The sequence below is a fragment of the Sphingomonas aurea genome (assembly GCF_030678875.1).
Lineage (GTDB): Bacteria > Pseudomonadota > Alphaproteobacteria > Sphingomonadales > Sphingomonadaceae > Sphingomonas > Sphingomonas aurea.
Genome location: NZ_JAUUDS010000001.1, coordinates 974,823 through 992,174, shown reverse-complemented (window position 1 = coordinate 992,174; position 17,352 = coordinate 974,823). Strand labels below are relative to the sequence as shown.

Annotated in this window: 17 protein-coding genes; 9 read left to right on the top strand and 8 right to left on the bottom strand. The window is 67.8% G+C overall.

The genetic code is table 11. The features are described 5' to 3' along the window. Nucleotides 1–28 precede the first annotated feature (28 nt). Nucleotides 29–751, bottom strand: a complete 723-nt coding sequence (locus Q5H91_RS05095; RefSeq protein ID WP_305172135.1) for a FadR/GntR family transcriptional regulator — start codon at nucleotides 749–751, stop codon at nucleotides 29–31. Between the two features lie 120 nt (nucleotides 752–871). Between Q5H91_RS05095 and Q5H91_RS05090 the strand changes: the two genes are divergently transcribed. Together Q5H91_RS05090 and Q5H91_RS05085 are read left to right on the top strand one after the other, a co-directional pair. After that, nucleotides 872–1,798 (top strand): DUF4861 family protein, encoded by a 927-nt coding sequence (locus Q5H91_RS05090; RefSeq protein ID WP_305172134.1) that lies wholly within the window; start codon nucleotides 872–874, stop codon nucleotides 1,796–1,798. Nucleotides 1,799–1,800: 2 nt separating this feature from the next. Further along, on the top strand, nucleotides 1,801–3,069 hold the full coding sequence (locus tag Q5H91_RS05085) for a DUF2264 domain-containing protein (RefSeq protein ID WP_305172133.1): 1,269 nt from the start codon (nucleotides 1,801–1,803) through the stop codon (nucleotides 3,067–3,069). Between the two features lie 339 nt (nucleotides 3,070–3,408). Here Q5H91_RS05085 and rpsI read toward each other — a convergent pair whose 3' ends face one another. From rpsI to Q5H91_RS05070, 3 genes are all read right to left on the bottom strand, one after another. Then, the gene (gene rpsI / locus Q5H91_RS05080) at nucleotides 3,409–3,975 is read right to left on the bottom strand and encodes a 30S ribosomal protein S9 (protein WP_305172132.1); all 567 of its coding nucleotides are present in this window, start codon (nucleotides 3,973–3,975) and stop codon (nucleotides 3,409–3,411) included. Further along, entirely contained in the window at nucleotides 3,975–4,454 is a 480-nt protein-coding gene (gene rplM / locus Q5H91_RS05075; protein WP_305172131.1) for a 50S ribosomal protein L13, read from the bottom strand. The genes rpsI and rplM overlap by 1 nt, the downstream gene beginning before the upstream one ends. A 114-nt stretch (nucleotides 4,455–4,568) precedes the next feature. Next, the gene (locus Q5H91_RS05070; protein WP_305172130.1) at nucleotides 4,569–5,630 is read right to left on the bottom strand and encodes a COX15/CtaA family protein; all 1,062 of its coding nucleotides are present in this window, start codon (nucleotides 5,628–5,630) and stop codon (nucleotides 4,569–4,571) included. A 90-nt stretch (nucleotides 5,631–5,720) separates the two neighbouring features. On the opposite strand from Q5H91_RS05070, the gene Q5H91_RS05065 reads away from it, so the two are divergent. From Q5H91_RS05065 to Q5H91_RS05055, 3 genes are read left to right on the top strand one after another with little or no spacing between them, the layout of a single operon-like run. Next, the gene (locus tag Q5H91_RS05065) at nucleotides 5,721–6,188 is read left to right on the top strand and encodes a Fur family transcriptional regulator (RefSeq protein ID WP_305172129.1); all 468 of its coding nucleotides are present in this window, start codon (nucleotides 5,721–5,723) and stop codon (nucleotides 6,186–6,188) included. A 58-nt stretch (nucleotides 6,189–6,246) separates the two neighbouring features. Next, a complete protein-coding gene (gene dxs, locus Q5H91_RS05060) occupies nucleotides 6,247–8,169 on the top strand; it encodes a 1-deoxy-D-xylulose-5-phosphate synthase (RefSeq protein WP_305172128.1) in 1,923 nt (640 codons plus the stop codon). After that, the gene (locus tag Q5H91_RS05055) at nucleotides 8,166–8,330 is read left to right on the top strand and encodes a hypothetical protein (RefSeq protein WP_305172127.1); all 165 of its coding nucleotides are present in this window, start codon (nucleotides 8,166–8,168) and stop codon (nucleotides 8,328–8,330) included. Before dxs ends, Q5H91_RS05055 begins: the two co-directional genes overlap by 4 nt. Here the strand turns inward: Q5H91_RS05055 and Q5H91_RS05050 are convergent. From Q5H91_RS05050 to gntA, 3 genes are all read right to left on the bottom strand, one after another. Beyond that, nucleotides 8,290–9,087 (bottom strand): SAM-dependent methyltransferase, encoded by a 798-nt coding sequence (locus tag Q5H91_RS05050; protein WP_305172126.1) that lies wholly within the window; start codon nucleotides 9,085–9,087, stop codon nucleotides 8,290–8,292. The two genes, Q5H91_RS05055 and Q5H91_RS05050, sit on opposite strands and share 41 nt — an antisense overlap. Before the next feature lie 308 nt (nucleotides 9,088–9,395). Further along, nucleotides 9,396–9,998 (bottom strand): DUF1989 domain-containing protein, encoded by a 603-nt coding sequence (locus Q5H91_RS05045; RefSeq protein WP_305172125.1) that lies wholly within the window; start codon nucleotides 9,996–9,998, stop codon nucleotides 9,396–9,398. Next, on the bottom strand, nucleotides 9,995–10,678 hold the full coding sequence (gene gntA, locus Q5H91_RS05040) for a guanitoxin biosynthesis heme-dependent pre-guanitoxin N-hydroxylase GntA (protein WP_305172124.1): 684 nt from the start codon (nucleotides 10,676–10,678) through the stop codon (nucleotides 9,995–9,997). Before gntA ends, Q5H91_RS05045 begins: the two co-directional genes overlap by 4 nt. A 100-nt stretch (nucleotides 10,679–10,778) precedes the next feature. On the opposite strand from gntA, the gene Q5H91_RS05035 reads away from it, so the two are divergent. The 3 genes from Q5H91_RS05035 (at nucleotide 10,779) to Q5H91_RS05025 (ending at nucleotide 13,920) form a co-directional block, all read left to right on the top strand. Then, nucleotides 10,779–11,489 carry a Crp/Fnr family transcriptional regulator gene (locus Q5H91_RS05035; RefSeq protein WP_305172123.1) on the top strand — a complete coding sequence of 237 codons (711 nt, stop codon included), beginning with the start codon at nucleotides 10,779–10,781 and terminating at the stop codon, nucleotides 11,487–11,489. Between the two features lie 23 nt (nucleotides 11,490–11,512). Beyond that, nucleotides 11,513–11,692, top strand: coding sequence for a hypothetical protein (locus tag Q5H91_RS05030; RefSeq protein ID WP_305172122.1), 180 nt, complete (start codon nucleotides 11,513–11,515; stop codon nucleotides 11,690–11,692). A gap of 116 nt (nucleotides 11,693–11,808) precedes the next feature. Further along, nucleotides 11,809–13,920: a M3 family metallopeptidase gene (locus tag Q5H91_RS05025; protein WP_370655218.1), complete on the top strand. Its 2,112-nt coding sequence runs from the start codon at nucleotides 11,809–11,811 to the stop codon at nucleotides 13,918–13,920. An 89-nt stretch (nucleotides 13,921–14,009) separates the two neighbouring features. Here the strand turns inward: Q5H91_RS05025 and Q5H91_RS05020 are convergent, their stop codons facing one another. Next, nucleotides 14,010–16,112 carry a glycoside hydrolase family 97 protein gene (locus Q5H91_RS05020; RefSeq protein WP_305172120.1) on the bottom strand — a complete coding sequence of 701 codons (2,103 nt, stop codon included), beginning with the start codon at nucleotides 16,110–16,112 and terminating at the stop codon, nucleotides 14,010–14,012. A gap of 198 nt (nucleotides 16,113–16,310) precedes the next feature. Here Q5H91_RS05020 and Q5H91_RS05015 point away from each other — a divergent pair, with 198 nt between their 5' ends. Next, nucleotides 16,311–17,339 (top strand): LacI family DNA-binding transcriptional regulator, encoded by a 1,029-nt coding sequence (locus tag Q5H91_RS05015; RefSeq protein ID WP_305172119.1) that lies wholly within the window; start codon nucleotides 16,311–16,313, stop codon nucleotides 17,337–17,339. Nucleotides 17,340–17,352: the final 13 nt, after the last annotated feature.

Below are 17,352 nucleotides of genomic sequence, written 5' to 3'. Positions count from 1 at the left end.
ATTACCGGACAAATGCCGCGAGCAATGGCTATTCCTCTTCGCGGGCATGGGCGGCGTCGCTCAGCTCGGAGTGGCGGGTCAGGCTTTCCTGCATGTGGCGGCGGGCGGCGTGGCGGGCGCGGTTGGAGTCCATGCGGACGATCGCATCGAGAATCGCATCATGCTCGCCGCGGACCTTGGCGGCATAGGCGTGATGCTCCTCGGGCGGCTGGTCGCGCAGGTAGAGATTGCGTGGCGGGACGAGGCGGACGCCGAGGAAGTCGATCAGGCGTACATAATAGTCGTTCTTGGTTGCGCGGGCGATGGCAAGGTGGAAGTCGGCATCGGCCGCCGCCGCCTCGACCGGTGCATCGCGCATCGTGGCCATGCGACGCAGCGCATCGCGCATCGCGGCGATGTCCTCGGTGGTGCGGCGGGCGGCGGCGAGGGCGGCCATCTCCGTCTCGATCGCGAGGCGCATCTCGAGGAGCTTGATGACGTCGGATAGCTCGCCCAGCTCCTCGCGCGTGATCTGGAAGGCGCGGTAGCGGGCGGTATCGGCGACGAACACGCCCGATCCCTGGCGCGACACGGTGAGGCCCTGCGCCTCCAGCCGGGCGACCGCTTCGCGCACCACGGTGCGGCTGACCGCCTCATGCTCGGCGATCTCCTTCTGCGTGGGGAAGCGCGATCCCGGCGGCATGTCGCCGGAGGCGATCTGCCGCTCCAGCTTGGTGAAGAGCGTGTCGGTCAGCGAGTTGGAGCGGGGCATGGCGTCGTTCGGTCCTGACCAGCGAAAGGCTGTATCCACGCTTATCCGCCATCCGCATTGCTGCTTGCAAGTGTTGTACGATGACCTATTGATTTGTCGTACGAGTTTAGGAGGATGCGGATGCGCAACTGGGTGGCGATGGCGGTGATCGCCGGGGCAAGCGTATCCGCGGCCGCTCAGCTGCCGCCGGTTACCGCGCCGCTGCCGCCACCGCCCTCGCGCGCACCGGCCGCCGCGGTGTCGCTGGCCGACTATCGCTACGACGACCTGTTGTGGGAGAATGACCGCACGGCGCACCGCATCTACGGCCATGCGCTGGAGGCGGCGGAGCCGCCGTCCGGGTCGGGGATCGATGCCTGGGGCAAGAACGTCGCGTGGCCCTTTGCGGAGCGGCAGCTGCGGACCGGCGACCAGCACGGCTATCACGGCGAGGGTATCGATTTCTACAATGTCGGCACCGGTCGCGGCGACGGGGGCCTGGGCATCTGGTTTGACAACAAGCTGTGGACCTCGCGCAACTTCGTGCGCCACCGCATCCTGAAGAACGGCCCCAGTGCCGCTGATTTCGAGGTCGATTATGCGCCCTGGCCGGTAGATGTCGGGCGCAAGGTTTGGGAGACGCGGCGCTTCACCCTGCCGCTCGGCACGCATTTCACCCGGCAGGTATCGACCTTGTCCTCCGACAAGCCGGGGCCGCTGATGGTCGGGATCGGCATCGGCAAGCGGACGACGGGTCCGGGCGGCGAGCTGACGGTCGACCGCGCGCGGGGCGTGCTGTCGTGGTGGGGGCCGGTCGACGGCGCGCACGGCGTGATGGCGACGGCGATCCGGGTCGACCCGCGCATGATCGTCGAGGTGCGCGACGATGCCGACAATCACCTGGTGCTGCTGAAGGTGATGCCGGGCAAGCCGTTCGTGTTCTACACCGGGGCGGCATGGAACAAGGGTGAGGGCGGGTTCACCACCCGCGCGGCGTGGGACGCCTATGTCGCGAGTGAGCGGATGGACTTCACGCCACCGGCCGCCGGCGCCGCGAAAGGAAAATAACGATGGATATGGATCGGCGCGGGGTGCTGGCGGGAATGGCGGCGATGGGTGCGGCACCGGCGGTCGCCGCGCCGCGACGGGTTGGCGGCACAGGCGGCCTGCCCGATGGAGCCAGCGACCGTGCCTATATGCTGGACCTGTTGCGGCGCATGGCGGAGCCGCTGCTCGGGCGGATGAGCGCGGGGCGGTTGCAGCGCGAATGGACGCCGGAGTTGAGCCCGACCTGGGACGGGCGCAACCCCAAGGTCGCCTATATGGAGGGGTTCGGCCGGCTGGTCGACGGGATCGCGCCGTGGCTGGCGCTTCCCGATGGCGACGGCGCGGAGGGGCGGCTGCGCGCGACGCTGCGCCAGCAGGCGCTGCAATCCTATGTCCACGCGGTCGATCCGCAGAGCCCGGACTATCTGCGCTGGGAGGACCACGGCCAGGCGCTGGTCGATTCAGCCTATGTCACCAGCGCGCTGCTGCGGGCGCCGGACGCGCTGTGGAAGCCGCTCGACGCGACCACCAAGCAGCGGATCATCGCGTCGGTGCAGGGGCTGCGGCGGGTGTCGCCGCCCTATACCAACTGGCTGCTGTTCGCGGCGATGAACGAGGCGTTCCTGCTGGCGGTCGGCGCACAATGGGATCCGATGCGGATCGACCTGGCGGTGCGCAAGTTCCAGGAATGGTATGTCGGCGACGGCTGGTACGCGGACGGACCGCATTTCCATTTCGACTATTACAACAGCTACGTCATTCACCCCATGCTGACGCTGATCCTGGAGACGCTGGTGGCGACTGGCGCGGGGTTCAACAGCCTGAATGCCAAGGAACTGCTGCCGCTGCAGTACAAGCGGATGCAGCGTTACGGCGTGGCGCTGGAGCGGATGATCGGGCCGGACGGCGCCTATGCCGCGATCGGCCGCTCGCTGACCTATCGCACGGCGGTGCACCAGCCGCTGGGGATGCTGGCGTGGCGCAAGCGGCTGCCCGAGGCGCTGCCGGGCGGGCAGGTGCGCGCGGCGACCGTGGCGGCGCAGCGCCGGGTGTTCGCCGATCCGAGCAATTTCGACGCGCAAGGATTCCTGACGATCGGGTTCGCGCGGCATCAGCCGACGCTGGGCGACTGGTACTCGAACGCGGGGAGCATGTACCTGGCATCGGAGAGCTTGCTGGCACTGGGGTTGCCGGCGACGGATCCGTATTGGACCGCGCCGGCGGAGGCATGGACGATGCGGCGGGCCTATGCGGGAGCGGACTTCGCCAAGGATTATTACGTGGAGTATTGATTGGTAGGATCCGGGGGGGGGGGGCGTCGATCCTGCCCCGTCCGTCACCCCAGCGCAGGCTGGGGTCTTCTGTTCGGTGGGCGCACCGGGTCTGATGGGAAGACCCCAGCCTTCGCTGGAGTGACGGCCTTTTGGCGAATGCCCACGCTGACTCCCTCCCTCGTGCGGGGAGAGCAGAATGGGCTGGAACGACAAAGGGCGGCTCCCGGGGGAGCCGCCCTTTTCTGTGTCGCGAGCGCCGTCATGGAGCAAGTCCATGACGTCGGACGGGGCGGCTCTGCCGTCCCGCCGGCCGGCGCGATCGAGTCGCGGATTGCGCCAGCGCAATCCGTCGGTCGATCAGCGCTTGGAGAACTGGAAGCTGCGGCGTGCCTTGGCGCGGCCGTACTTCTTGCGCTCGACGGTGCGGCTGTCGCGGGTCAGGAAGCCGGCGGCCTTGACGGGCGCGCGCAGGATCGGCTCGTACTTGGTCAGTGCCTGGCTGATGCCGTGCTTGACCGCGCCGGCCTGGCCCGAGAGGCCACCGCCCTTGACGGTGCAGACCACGTCGTACTGGCCCTCGCGCTCGGTGATGCCGAACACCTGGTTGATGACGAGGCGCAGCGTCGGACGCGCGAAATAGGTTTCCTGATCGCGACCGTTGATCGTGATCTTGCCCGAACCCGGCTTCAGCCAGACGCGGGCGACCGCGTCCTTGCGGCGGCCGGTGGCATAGGCTCGGCCCAGCTTGTCGATGATCTGCTCACGCAGCGGCGTGGTCGGAGCGGCGGGGGCAATCGGGGCGCCGGCCAGGTAATCCTCGGCCTCCGAACCGGTGGCGCCGGTCTGGGCGGCCGGGGCAGCGGCGGGTGCCGGCTGCGAAGTCAGGTTCGCGAGATCGGAGAGCGATTGGCGGTTGTCGGACATTATGCACCCACCTTGTTCTTGCGGCTCATGCCGGCGATGTCGAGCGTCTCGGGGTTCTGGGCGGTGTGCGGATGCTCGTCACCCTTGAAGATGCGCAGGTTGCGCATCTGCTGGCGGCCCAGCGGCCCGCGCGGGATCATCCGCTCGACGGCCTTTTCCAGAACGCGCTCCGGGAAGCGACCCTCCAGCACCTTGGCCGCGGTCACGCCCTTGATGCCGCCGGCAAAGCCGGTGTGCTTGTAATAGACCTTCTTCGCGGCCTTGTTGCCGGTGAAGCGGATCTTGTCGGCGTTGATGACGACGACGTTGTCGCCGCAGTCGACGTGCGGGGTGAACGACGTCTTGTGCTTGCCGCGCAGGACGTTGGCGATCACCACGGCGGCGCGACCGACCACCAGGTCGGTGGCGTCGACGATGTGCCACTTCTTCTCCACCTCGTGCGGCTTGGCCGACTTGGTGGTCTTCATGAGCGCCTTCATGGGCGAGACCTTTCGAAACGAGAGCGCGCCGCCCCGAAGGGCAGCGCGGACGAGCGGCCAATGCCGTGTCGGCCACGCGAAGTCAAGATTTCCGCCACTTTGCTGACGGGTAACTTAATACCCGATGCGTAGCTGGCCCTTGCGCTGGACGCCGATGCGGTGCGCGGCGACGACGGTGGCGATCAGTAGCAGGGCGGCGTTCGCCTGGTGCGCGACGGCGATATCGATCTTGACCCCGGTCAGCAGCGTGGCGACCCCAAGGAAGATCTGGAGCGTCACCAGCCCGACCACCACGAACCCCGCGCGCGATCCGGCGCGGGTGGCGCGCACCGCCAGCCAGAACAGCGCGATGGCGGCGGCGAAGGCGAGCCAGCGATGGATGAACTGGACGACGACCGGGTTGTCGACCGCATTGGTCCAGGCGGGCGCCAGCATCTGCACGCCGGCAGGGAAGAAGGTATCGCCCATTCGCGGCCAAGTCGAGAAGGCATAGCCTGCGTCGAGCCCCGCGGTGAAGGCGCCCCAGGTGATCTGGGTGAAGAGCAGCAGCAGCGCGATCACCGCGACCCGGTACAGGCGCGCCGGCGCGGCGGCACCCCCGTCGCGATTGAGGCGCAGCAGGTCGAGCGCGGTCCAGACAATGCCGGACAGGATGACAAGCGCGGTGACGAGGTGGACGGCGAGGCGCAGGTGGCTGACGTCGGTGCGTACCGACAGCCCCGATGCGACCATCCACCACCCGATCGCCCCCTGCAGCCCGCCGAGCGCGAGCAGCGCGGTCAGCCGCCAGCCATAGCCGGCGGGGATGCGGCGCTTGACCGCGAACCAGACCAGCGGGATGGCGAAGGCGAGGCCGATGACGCGGCCCAGCAGGCGGTGGAGATACTCCCAGAAGAAGATGGCCTTGAACCCGGCCAGGTCCATGCCGCGGTTGAACGCGGCATATTCGGGAATCTGCTTGTACCGATTGAACTCTGCCTGCCACGCCGCCTCGGTCAGCGGGGGAACGACGCCGCTGATCGGCTTCCACTGGGTGATCGACAGGCCCGACTCGGTCAGCCGGGTGATGCCGCCGACGACGACCATCGCGACGATCAGCGCGGCGACGACGAACAGCCAGCGTGCGAGCGTGCGCGGACGGGCGGCGGACATGAAGGCGGCGCTGGGTTGGAGCATGGCCCTGTCTAGGCGCGTTTCGGGGCGAGGCCAATGGTGGGCGTTCGCGACTTGCCACTCTCCGCGCCACCACTTACCTCGATCGGCATCATGGCGCACGCGCATCTTCATTCCGAGCCGCATGGCGACGACCTGACCGCGGCGGCGCGCGCGGCGCTGGAGGCGGCGGGGGAGCAGTGGACCGCGATGCGCGCCAGCGTCTATGCCGCGCTGGTCGACCGGCAGAAGGCGGCCAGCGCCTATGACATTACCGAGGCGGTGTCGCAGCGCGAGGGGCGGCGGGTCGCGGCGAACAGCGTCTATCGCATCCTCGACCTGTTCGTGGCGACCAACCTGGCGCAGCGGGTGGAGAGCGCCAACGCCTATATCGCCAACGCGCATCCCGGCTGCCTGCACGACTGCATCTTCCTGGTATGCGACGCATGCGGGCGGACCGAGCATCTGGACGACGACCGGATCACCCGCGACCTTCGCCAGGCGGCACGGGCGGCGGGGTTCGCGCCGGTCCGGCCGGTGGTGGAAATGCGCGGAACCTGCACGGCCTGCACGCAAAACTGACGGCGCCACCCTGCGCGCGGTGATCGACACCCGTGTCCGGGTGGAGTAAGCCCCCGTGATGGTTGACCTGCCCCTGACTCCGTTGCTCGATACCGTAAACACGCCCGCCGATCTGCGCGCGCTGGCCCCCGAACAGCTGCGCCAGCTGGCCGACGAACTGCGGTTGGAGACGATCTCCGCTGTCGGATCGACCGGCGGGCATCTTGGATCGGGACTGGGCGTGGTCGAGCTGACCACCGCGATCCACTATGTCTTCGACACTCCGCGCGACCGGCTGGTCTGGGACGTCGGGCATCAATGCTATCCGCACAAGATCCTGACCGGGCGGCGCGATCGGATCCGCACGCTGCGCCAGGGCGGCGGACTGTCGGGCTTCACCAAGCGGTCCGAGAGCGAATATGATCCGTTCGGGGCGGCGCACTCGTCGACCTCGATCTCGGCGGCGCTGGGCTTTGCGGTTGCCAACAGGCTGGCGGGGACGCCGGGCAAGGGCATCGCGGTGATCGGCGACGGCGCCATGTCGGCGGGCATGGCGTATGAGGCGATGAACAATGCCGAGCAGGCGGGCAACCGCCTGGTCGTGATCCTGAACGACAACGACATGTCGATCGCGCCGCCCGTGGGTGGCTTGTCGGCCTATCTGTCACGGATCGTGACGAGCCGCGAGTTCCTGGGCCTGCGCGAGCTGATGAAGAAGTTCGCGCGCAAATTGCCGCGCCCGTTCCACACCGCCGCGCGCAAGACCGACGAGTTCGCGCGCGGGATGACGATGGGCGGGACGTTGTTCGAGGAGCTGGGTTTCTATTATGTCGGGCCGATCGACGGGCATAATCTCGACCACCTGATCCCGGTGCTGGAGAATGTTCGCGATGCCGAGGAGGGCCCGATCCTGGTCCATGTCGTGACCAAGAAGGGCAAGGGCTATGCCCCCGCCGAGGCTGCGGCGGACAAGTATCATGGCGTCCAGAAGTTCGACGTCATCACCGGCACCCAGGCCAAGGCGCCGCCGGGCCCGCCCCAGTACCAGAACGTGTTCGGCCAGCAGCTGGTGAAGGAGGCGGAGCGCGATCCCACGGTCTGCGCGATCACCGCGGCGATGCCGTCCGGCACCGGGCTCGACAAGTTCGCCACCGCCTTTCCGGAGCGGTTCTTCGACGTGGGCATCGCCGAGCAGCACGCGGTGACCTTTGCCGCCGGGCTGGCGGCGCAGGGGATGCGGCCGTTCTGCGCGATCTATTCGACCTTCCTCCAGCGCGCCTATGACCAGGTCGTGCACGACGTGGCGATCCAGAACCTGCCCGTGCGCTTCGCGATCGACCGTGCCGGGCTGGTCGGTGCGGATGGCGCGACGCATGCCGGCTCGTTCGACGTCACCTATCTGGCGACCTTGCCCAATTTCGTGGTGATGGCGGCGGCGGACGAGGCGGAACTGGTCCACATGACCCACACCGCCGCGCTCCACGACAGTGGGCCGATCGCCGTGCGCTATCCGCGCGGCAACGGTGTCGGCGTCGAGCTGCCCGCGACGCCAGAGCGGCTGGCGATCGGCAAGGGGCGGATCGTGCGCGAGGGCAAGACGGTGGCGATCCTGTCGCTCGGCACCCGGCTGGCCGAGGCGCTGAAGGCGGCGGATCAGCTGGAGGCCAAGGGCCTGTCGACGACGGTCGCCGACCTGCGCTTCGCCAAGCCGCTCGACGAGGCGATGATCCGCCGCCTGCTGGCGACGCACGAGGTCGCGGTGACGATCGAGGAGGGCGCGGTCGGCGGTTTCGGCGCGCATGTGCTGACGCTGGCGTCGGATGCCGGTCTGATCGATGGCGGGCTGAAGCTGCGCACGATGCGCCTGCCGGACCTGTTCCAGGACCAGGACAAGCCCGACGTCCAATATGCCGAGGCCGGGCTGGATGCCGAGCATATCGTCGAGACGGTGCTGACCGCATTGCGCCACAATTCCAGCGGGGTGGCCGGGGCGCGGGCATGAGTGGCGGGGCGAAGGCGGGGGCGCTGATCGCGCTCGCCATCGTCGTGCTCGTGTGCCTGAATATCGGGTTCTACCGCCGCTTTCGCGCCGCTCTTGCCGAGGGGCATCGGCGCGAGGGCGTCAGCGCAGCGTCCGACGAGCCTGCCAGTCCGGGCCTTTGATCGTGTCGCCGTCGACCTGTCCCGTGTAGCGGCGGTCGTCGGCGGTGAAGCGCAGACCGGCGCCGTCGAGATGCGTGTCGGTCATGGGCGTCCCGTCCAGCGTGCCGGCGACGTCCTGAAAATGCTGGTGCAGGACGAGGCGGCGGCCATCATTCAGCGTCCAGGTGCCGGCGACCTGCGCGGGGACACGCCAGAGATAAAGGTGCGAGCCGCCGACCCGTGCGGTCGCGTCGGGTGGCCAGTTCCCCATGTCGAAGGCGTGGCTGACGATGCGGGTGCCGGGCGCGAGGTCGGCGAGCAGGTGCGGGCGCAGGCGCAGGTTGACCGCCGGCAGCAGGAACATCGTCACGACGGTGTGGCCGCGGAGCGGCGTGGCGAACAGGTCCTGCGCGACGAAGCGGGTGCGGTCGGCAACGTCGGCGCGGGCGGCGGCAGCCTGCGCCTCTGCGATCAGGACCGGGTCGATATCGATACCAAATCCGTTCGCGCCGCGACGGGCGGCGGCGATCAGGATGCGACCATCGCCGGTGCCCAGATCGAGAACGCGATCGCCGGGGCCGACCTGCGCCATGTCGAGCATCCGTGCGACGACTTCCGGACGGGTACCGAGATAGGGAACGTCGAGTTTCGGGGCGTGGCCGGTAAGCGCTTCCCAGGAGCAACGGGCGACGCCGGGGGACAGGCAACGGGCGCCCAGCGCCACGCTGCCGCTGGCGAACAGGGTCAGGGCCAGGGCCGGGAGGTTGAGGCGGCGCATGCTGGCCTGGGTATCGCGTGTGAGGGGTTGGGGGCTAGAGTATGATCTGTTGCGATTGAAGTACCTCCCCGGCGAAGGCCGGGGCCCAGTTGGAAAGGCTGTCGTGACGAAGCGCGAGGCTTTTCATCAGCGTCCCTCAACTGGGCCCTGGCCCTTCGCCGGGGAGGTGATGTGGCTGGTTCAACCGGAGCGGATTAGCCTTTTGGATATTCGTGTCCCCGCGCAGGCGGGGACCCAGTAATCTTATGCGGCCAAAGCACTGTGCTCCCGCCTTCGCGGGAGCACATGGGAGGGGAAGGCAAGGCGCGTCAGGCGTCGTCCGCCTCTTCGATGCGGTAGTGGATGGGCTTGAACGACCCGCCGTTCGACTGCAGCGCCGAGCAGGCGGTCAGCGCGATCACCAGGTCCATCTCGGCGCGGAAGCGGATATGGTCGCCGGGGCGGCTAAGTGGCGGCTCGACGGTGAAGGCCCCGGTGGCGCCGTCGATCGGCACGTTCATGAAGCAGTTGAACGCGGTGGGGATCCGGTCTGCGGCGATGCCCCATGGCTCCAGCGCGGCGAGCAGGTTGCCGAAGCAGCCACGATGCGGATCGGTGTCGCCGTAGATGATCCGGAACGTGTCCTTGGAACAGGGCGTCAGCAGGAAGTCGTGCCGGCCGACCATGTCCTCCACGATCGTCAACATGACGTTCGAGCGGTTGGAATAGAGCGGGTCGCCGGTCGTCAGGTAGACCCGGCTGGCATAATCAAGCGTGCGGCCCGACGAGATCACTTCGTCCAGATCGTCCGCATTGAAGACGAGAAGGTCCGACACCTGCCGCCCCTCCGGATCGATGACGGTCAGATACTGGCCGCGCTTAAGGTCGAAGGCCGCGCCGGAGCGGGGTGGGATGACCTGGGCGGTGCTCATGCCGCGCTGCCGCGGCGGAACGGGCATTTCCAGTCCGCGTCGACCGCGCGACCGCTATACTGGCGCGCCTCGCTGATCTCGCCGTGACGGGCCAGCATCGGGTTGATCGAGCCGGCCAGCGCCTCGTCGCGGGCGAGGATGGCGGAGCGCAGCTTCTCGTAGCGCTGCTGCTCGCGCAGCACCTGGAACTGGTCGTGCAGGTTGAAGACCATTGCCGGCGTCTCGAACCGGCGCGCCGGCCGGCTGGCGTTGGGATGGAGGCCGACGACGAAGAACGCCTCTCCCGCGAAGCTGAGCGAGAAATGCGGGTCGTCCGGGTCCGACGATACCGAGGGATCGGCGCGGTAGCCGAGCCACTCGTCCTTGTCGGACAGCGACTGGGCGCGCGCCCAGAGATGTCGCTCGAACGCCGCCTCGTCGAGGTCGGTCGGCCCTTCGAACAGGACGACCAGGGTGCGGAACAGCGCGCGGTCCGCGCGGTACTTGGCGACGGTCGAGGCAAGCGCCGGGGTGATCCGCATATCGTCCCAGCCCGAGGTCATGTCGCGGGCGACGAGGATGTCCATCTGCCCCTTGCCCAGCGCCGACTTGGCGCCGACACAGGGGAAGGCGGGCGCTTCGACGGTCCGGACGAAGCGCTCGGCCAAGGGCGTATCGTTCTGAAAGGCAACGTGGTGCATAGGTGCACGGGAACACCCGGGGCGCTTCGTGGTTGCGTCAATCAACATGCATCAAACGGATTCAACCGGCGGCGAGGGGCGGATGCCGAGATTCGGCAACGTGACCCGCCTGTTCCTGCTCAACCGCACGCAGGGTCGGCTGGGTGCCGAGGAGCGCGCGGTGCTGGACGATGCCTGCGAGCAGGTCCGCGAGCTGCCGGCGCGTCACATCCTGGTGCGGGCGGGCGAGCGGGTACACACCAGCACGCTGCTGCTGGACGGGTTCATCTGCCGGTACATGGACGACAATGCCGGTGCGCGGCAGCTGGTGGCGATCCATGTGCCGGGTGATTTCGTCGATCTGCACGGCTTTCCGCTCCAGACGCTGGAACACGACGTCGCGGCGATGGGGCCGGTGACGATCGCCTCATGGTCGCACGAGACGCTGGTGCGGATCACGGAAGGCCGGCCGCACCTGACGCGGATGCTGTGGTATGCGACGCTGCTCGACGCCGCCATCCACCGCGAATGGATTTTCCGGCTCGGTCGGCTGGGGGCCGAGGGGCGGTTGGCGCACCTGATCTGCGAGCTGTACGTCCGCCTGGAAGCAGTCGGTCTGACGCGCGACGGGCGCTTCACGCTGCCGCTGAAACAGGCCGACCTGGCCGAGGCGTGCGGGCTGACCAACGTCCATATCAATCGGGTGCTGCGGTCGATTCGCGAACAGGGGATCATGACCTTTCGCAGCGGCGAGGTGGTGGTGCATGACATGGCGCGCCTCCGCAAACTGGGCGAGTTCGAGCCGTCCTACCTGTATATCGATCCGCAATGACCGCAGAGATGCCGGAGGAAAGAATGACGACGATGCAGCCCGAGAGCAGCCCGGGAGTCGCCGTGGCGGAGGACGGACTGGTCCTGCTCGACGGACCGGACGGGGTCGCGCTGTCGATGACGCCCGATGCTGCCGAAGTGACGGGCCAGCGGCTGATCGAGGCGGCCGCGGCGGCGCGGCGTCAGCGGGACGGCGGGGAATAGCCTGCCCCAAAGTCTGCCACGACGGATGCGGCACGACGATGAGCGGGGTAGGGGTTTCGCTTGTCCGGTAAGGGGTTATGCTGCGGAATTCCCCGGATGATCGGAGTGCTTTCCCTTTGCGTACCCTTTTCCTAGCTGCGGCCAGCCTGATCCCCGTGCTGGCGTCGATGGCAACGGCTCAGCCCCCCGCGGCAACCCCGGCCGCGAACCCGCTTACTGCCGAGTGGACCGGCCCCTATGGCGGGGTGCCGCCCTGGGACAAGGTGCGGCCCGAACTGTTTCCGGCGGCGTTCGAGGCGGCACTGGCAGAGCGGCGGGCCGATTACCGGCGGATCGCCGACAATCCCGCCGCGCCGACGTTCGACAATGTCTTCGTGCCGATGCAGCTGGCCGGGCGGATGCTGGGGCGGGTCAACACGCTGTTCGGCGTGATGACGGGCAACATGAACTCGCCCGCCTATCAGGCGCTCGACCGCGAATGGTCGCCGAAACTGTCGGCGGCGCAGGACGAGATTACCTTCGACCCCAAGCTGTTCGCGCGGATCGAGGCGGTGTACCGCAAGCGCGCCTCGCTGAACCCGCAGCAGCAGCGGCTGGTGACGCGGACCTATGACAGTTTCGTGCGGCAGGGTGCGAAGCTGAACGCGACGCAGAAGGCGCAGCTGTCGCAGTACAATCAGGCACTGGCGACGGCGTTCACCGAATTCTCGCGCAAGCTGCTGGCGGACGAGGGCACCGCGATCCTCGTCGCCGACCAGGCGCAGCTGGCAGGCATCCCGGACAGCGTGAAGGCGGTGGCGAAGGCTGCGGCGGCGGAGCGCAAGCAGACGGGCTGGGCGATCGTCAACACGCGATCGGCGGTCGACCCGGTACTGACCTTCGCGACCGATCGCGCGCTTCGCGAGAAGGTGTGGCGCGCCTTCGTCAACCGCGGCGACAACGGTGGCGACACCGATACGAACGCAACCATCGCCAAGATCGTGAAGCTGCGCGCCGACCGCGCGCATCTGCTCGGGTTCAAGACCCATGCCGACTGGCGCATGCAGGACACGATGGCGAAGACGCCGGCGGCAGCCATGGACCTGATGATGCGGGTCTGGCCCGCTGCCAAGGGCCGCGTCGCCGAGGAGGTCCGCGACATGCAGGCGATCGCCGATCGCGAGGGGCAGAAGATCACGATCGAACCGTGGGACTATCGCTTCTACCAGGAAAAGGTCCGCAAGGCCCGCTATGACCTGGATCAGGCGCAGCTGAAGCCGTATTTCGAGCTGAACAACATCATTCAGGGTTCGCTCTACGCCGCCAACCGGCTCTATGGGCTGGAGTTCAAGGAGATCACCGGCACGGTACCGGTGTTCGAGCCGAACATGCGCGTCTGGCACGTCACGCGGGCGGGCAAGGAGGTCGGCCTGTTCTACCGCGACGATTTCGCGCGGACCGGCAAGCGCTCGGGTGCCTGGGCCAATGTCTATCGCGGGCAGCGGGGGCTGCCGCCGGCGCAGACGGTGCTGTCGTCGAACAACAATAATTTCGCCAAGCCTGCGGCGGGGGAGCCGGTGCTCATCAGCCTGGACGACGCGCAAACGCTGTTCCACGAATTCGGCCACGCGATCCACGCGATGCTCCAGAACGTCTATTATCCGGGGCTGGCGGGAACGCCGCGCGACTTCGTGGAATATCCCAGCCAGGTGAACGAGCATTGGCTGCTGACCCGCGACGTGCTCGACAAATATGCGCGCCACTATCAGACCAAGGCGCCGATGCCGCAGGCGCTGCTCGACAAGATCGAGGCGTCGAAGACCTTCAACCAGGGGTTCGCGACGACCGAGTATCTGTCCTCGGCGATCGTCGACATGAAGCTGCACACGATCCCCGACGGCGTGGTCGATCCGGACGCGTTCGAGAAGGCGACGCTGGCCGAGATCGGCATGCCAAAGCAGCTGGTGATGCGGCACCGCCTGCCGCAGTTCAATCACCTGTTCTCGTCGGACAGCTACTCGGCGGGCTATTACAGCTATCTGTGGTCGGAGACGATGGACGCGGACACCTTCGCGGCGTTCGAGGAGGCGGGCAGCCCGTGGGACAAGGCAACGGCGGACCGCTTCGCCAAGGTGCTGCTGTCGACAGGGAACGAAACCGACCGGGCCGAGGCATATCGCACGTTCCGCGGGCGTGATCCGGATGTGAATGCGCTTTTGAAGAAGCGGGGGTTCGCGACGGAGAAGTAACCCCGGCCCCATCCGTCACCCCAATCCGCGCTGGGGTGACGGATGGGGGACAGGCTCCCCTCCCCGGCAGGGAGGGGAGACGACTGGGCTTACGCCGCCTTCAGCCGGATCGCCTGGCCGCCGCCGGGGGCAAGGGACAGGACCATCTGGTCGCCCTTCTTCACCCTGCGCGTCTCGATCGCGATCTGGTGCTGTGCGGCGGTGTCGTAGCGGGCGCCGGGGCCGTCGCGGTAGATCTCGGCGGTGTAGGTGCGGCCCGGATCGAGGAAGTCGAGCGTGACCGTCAGGTCGCGCGGGTTCTCGTCGGTGATGCTGCCGATATACCAGTCGCGGCCGTTCCTGACCTTGCGCGCGAAGGTGACGTAATCGCCGACTTCTCCGTTCAGGACCAGCGTGTCGTCCCAGTCGGTCGGCACGTCGCGGATGAACTTCAGCGGGCCGGGATACTCCGCGTAATGCTCGGGCGTGTCGGCCGCCATCACCACGGGCGAGTAGAGAACGACGTAGAGCGCCAGCTGCTTGGCGATCGTCGACAGGATGTCGCTGTCGTTCGACCCCTTCAGGCTGAGGATGCCGGGAGTGAAATCCATCGGCCCCTCGAGCATGCGGGTGAAGGCCAGATTCGCCTCATGCTCGGGCGGGTTCTTCCCCTCCCAGCTGTTATATTCCATCCCGCGCGAACCCTCGCGCGCGATCCAGTTGGGCCAGGTGCGGCGGAGCCCGGTGTCCTTGACCGGTTCGTGCGTGTCGATCGAGACGTGATATTTCGCCGCCGCCTGGACGACGCGGAGATAGTGGCCGACCATCCACTGCCCCTCGTGCCACTCGCGCGAACGGGTGCCGTCGGGGTCGACCCGCTCGATCTGGCCGGCGTCGGTGACATAGCCGGTCTTGACCGCGGGGATGCCGTGGTCGACCGCGTACCTGAACGCGCTGTCGAACTGGTCCTCGTAATGGCTGGCCGAGCCGCCTGTTTCGTGGTGGCCGATCAGATAGACCTTCTTCGCCTTGGCATAGCGTTGCAGCTCGGCGGCGTCGAAATCCTCGGTCGGCTGCGAGAAGTTCATCGCGTTGCCGTTGCCGAACCAGTCGCCGTCCCAGCCGATATTCCACCCCTCGACCAGTACGCCGGGGATTTTGTTGGCGCTGGCAAAGTCGATATACTGCTTCACATGCTGGGTGGTCGCGCCGTGCTGCGGGCCGCGCGCCCAGCTCCACTTGCCGGTAATCATGTTCCACCAGACGCCGACGAACTTGCCCGGCTTCACCCAGGAGGAGACGTCACCCAGCTTGTTCGGCTCGTTCAGGTTGAGCATCAGGTGGCTCATGTAGAGGCCGCCGGCGTTGTCGGCGATCAGCAGGGTGCGCCACGGGGTGGTCCAGCTGCCCTGCTTGACCACCTTGGGCCGGCCGGCGCCGGGCGTGAGGACGGCGGCGAACTGTTGTCCCTCTGCCTTCCTCAGGTTCATGCCGGCATAGTCGACCAGCGCTGCTTCATGGATCGTCACATGGGTGCCGCTGGCGAGCTTCATCGTGATCGGCGTGGCGACGGTGCCGGTGCCGGAGATGGGCGTGCGCTGGTAGAGATATTCTTCGCGGTTGAACTTGAAGGCGGGCTTCCACCACGCCTCTCCGTCCGAGGCGATGTTGAACTCGGTCAGCTCGTCGGCGATGTTGGCGGTGTGGAGGTTGGGCTGGTCCGGCACCTCGTACCGGAAGCCGACGCCATCGTCCTGCAGCTGGAAGACGACGTCCATCGTCCGCTTCAGCGCGCTTGTTTCCATCAGACGGACGCGCATGCTGGTGTGGTTGTCGCGGATGCGGCGCCATTCGCCCCAGGGCTGGGTCCAGCTGGTGTCGCCCTTGTCGCGAGTGACGGCGACGACGCGCATGTTCCGCTCGATCTTGGGCTGGTCGGTGAAGAGGAAGCCGAGGCGCGAGGGGGCGACGATCAGTTCGCCCTTGCGGGTCACGGTATAGACCGGGCGACCGTCGGTATCGGTCGTCACCTTGACCACGATCGAGCCGTCGGGTGAGGCGAGGGTGGCGTCGGGGGCGGTGGCGACCGGCTGCGGACGGATGATCTCCTGCGCGCCGGTGCCGGCAGGGGCGGGGTCCTGCGCGAAGGCGACGGCGCTGCCGGCGAGGGTTCCGACAGCGAGGATGGGGGCAAGAACGTGACGGGTCGACATGGACGATCCTCTCTGTTCGGGCGCGATGTTCCTCGCGATTGCAAAGGTTTTCGTCCGCGTGGCGGAGCGGGTCAAGCTGTGGCGCTCGAATACGTATTCCAGCAGCCGTTGACGCGAGCGGCGATATCGGCTGTGGTTGCGCACGCCCGTCCATGAACGGTCTGTCAGAGGAATGACCAAGGTGATCGGCCCCCTTCCGTGACAGGTCAGCGCAGGGCGACATCGTTCGACATCGCGCAGCTGGCGGGCGTGTCGCAGCCGACCGTTTCGCGCGCGCTGCGCGGCAGCCCCACCGTCAGCGCAGCGACCCGGCAGCGGATCGAGGCGATCGCGCGCGAGCTGCACTATACCGTCGACCGTGCCGCATCGAACCTGCGATCGGGCCGGTCGCGGACGATCGCGCTGCTGCTGTTCCGCGATCCGACCCCGGACGAGACGCTCATCAATCCCTTCTTTCTGGCCATGCTGGGGTCGATGATGGCGACCTGCGGGGCGGCGGGATACGACCTGCTGGTGTCGTTCCAGCAGCCGTCGAGCGAGTGGGACGCGGACTATTCCGACCATGCGCGCGCCGACGGGCTGATCCTGCTCGGCTATGGCGACTATGCCGAATATCGCCCGCGGCTGGAGGCGATGGCGGCGCAGGGGACGCACTTCGTCTGCTGGGGTCAGGTGCAGCCGGCGCAGCCGGGCGTGACGATCGGCTGCGACAATGTCGCGGGCGGGCGCTCGGCGACCGAGCTGCTGCTGGCGCGCGGGCGGCGGCGGATCGCGTTCCTGGGCCAGTCGGGTGAGAATTACCCCGAGTTCCACGACCGCTGCCGGGGCTATCGCGAGGCGCTGGCGGCGGCGGGGATGCCGGCGGACCCGGTTTTGCAGGTCGATGCGATCTCGACGACCGACGACGGGATACGGGCGGCGCGGGAGCTGCTGGCACGGGGGGCGCCGTTCGACGCGATCGTCGCCGCGAGCGACCTGATCGCGCTGGCGGCGATGCGGGTGCTGGCGGAGCAGCGGATCGCGGTGCCCGACGCCGTGGCGGTCGTGGGCTTCGACGACATACCGGCGGCGGCGCTCGCCAACCCGCCGCTGACCACGGTGACGCAGGACGCCGCGATCGCCGGCCGCAAGCTGGTCGAGGTGCTGCTGGCGCAGATCAATGGCGAGGCAGTGGAGCCGCTGATCCTGCCGACGCGGCTGATCGTGCGGCAATCGTCGGAGGGGTAGGGCCGCTTAAGTC

Coding starts and splice junctions, on each gene's coding strand:
- gntA (WP_305172124.1), bottom strand. CDS start 10,678: ATGCACCACGTTGCCTTTCAGAACGATACGCCCTTGGCCGAGCGCTTC.
- Q5H91_RS05050 (WP_305172126.1), bottom strand. CDS start 9,087: ATGCGCCGCCTCAACCTCCCGGCCCTGGCCCTGACCCTGTTCGCCAGC.
- Q5H91_RS05070 (WP_305172130.1), bottom strand. CDS start 5,630: ATGCTCCAACCCAGCGCCGCCTTCATGTCCGCCGCCCGTCCGCGCACG.
- rplM (WP_305172131.1), bottom strand. CDS start 4,454: ATGAAGGCGCTCATGAAGACCACCAAGTCGGCCAAGCCGCACGAGGTG.
- Q5H91_RS05055 (WP_305172127.1), top strand. CDS start 8,166: ATGAGTGGCGGGGCGAAGGCGGGGGCGCTGATCGCGCTCGCCATCGTC.
- Q5H91_RS05095 (WP_305172135.1), bottom strand. CDS start 751: ATGCCCCGCTCCAACTCGCTGACCGACACGCTCTTCACCAAGCTGGAG.
- dxs (WP_305172128.1), top strand. CDS start 6,247: ATGGTTGACCTGCCCCTGACTCCGTTGCTCGATACCGTAAACACGCCC.
- Q5H91_RS05020 (WP_305172120.1), bottom strand. CDS start 16,112: ATGTCGACCCGTCACGTTCTTGCCCCCATCCTCGCTGTCGGAACCCTC.
- Q5H91_RS05085 (WP_305172133.1), top strand. CDS start 1,801: ATGGATATGGATCGGCGCGGGGTGCTGGCGGGAATGGCGGCGATGGGT.
- Q5H91_RS05030 (WP_305172122.1), top strand. CDS start 11,513: ATGACGACGATGCAGCCCGAGAGCAGCCCGGGAGTCGCCGTGGCGGAG.
- rpsI (WP_305172132.1), bottom strand. CDS start 3,975: ATGTCCGACAACCGCCAATCGCTCTCCGATCTCGCGAACCTGACTTCG.
- Q5H91_RS05045 (WP_305172125.1), bottom strand. CDS start 9,998: ATGAGCACCGCCCAGGTCATCCCACCCCGCTCCGGCGCGGCCTTCGAC.
- Q5H91_RS05090 (WP_305172134.1), top strand. CDS start 872: ATGCGCAACTGGGTGGCGATGGCGGTGATCGCCGGGGCAAGCGTATCC.
- Q5H91_RS05065 (WP_305172129.1), top strand. CDS start 5,721: ATGGCGCACGCGCATCTTCATTCCGAGCCGCATGGCGACGACCTGACC.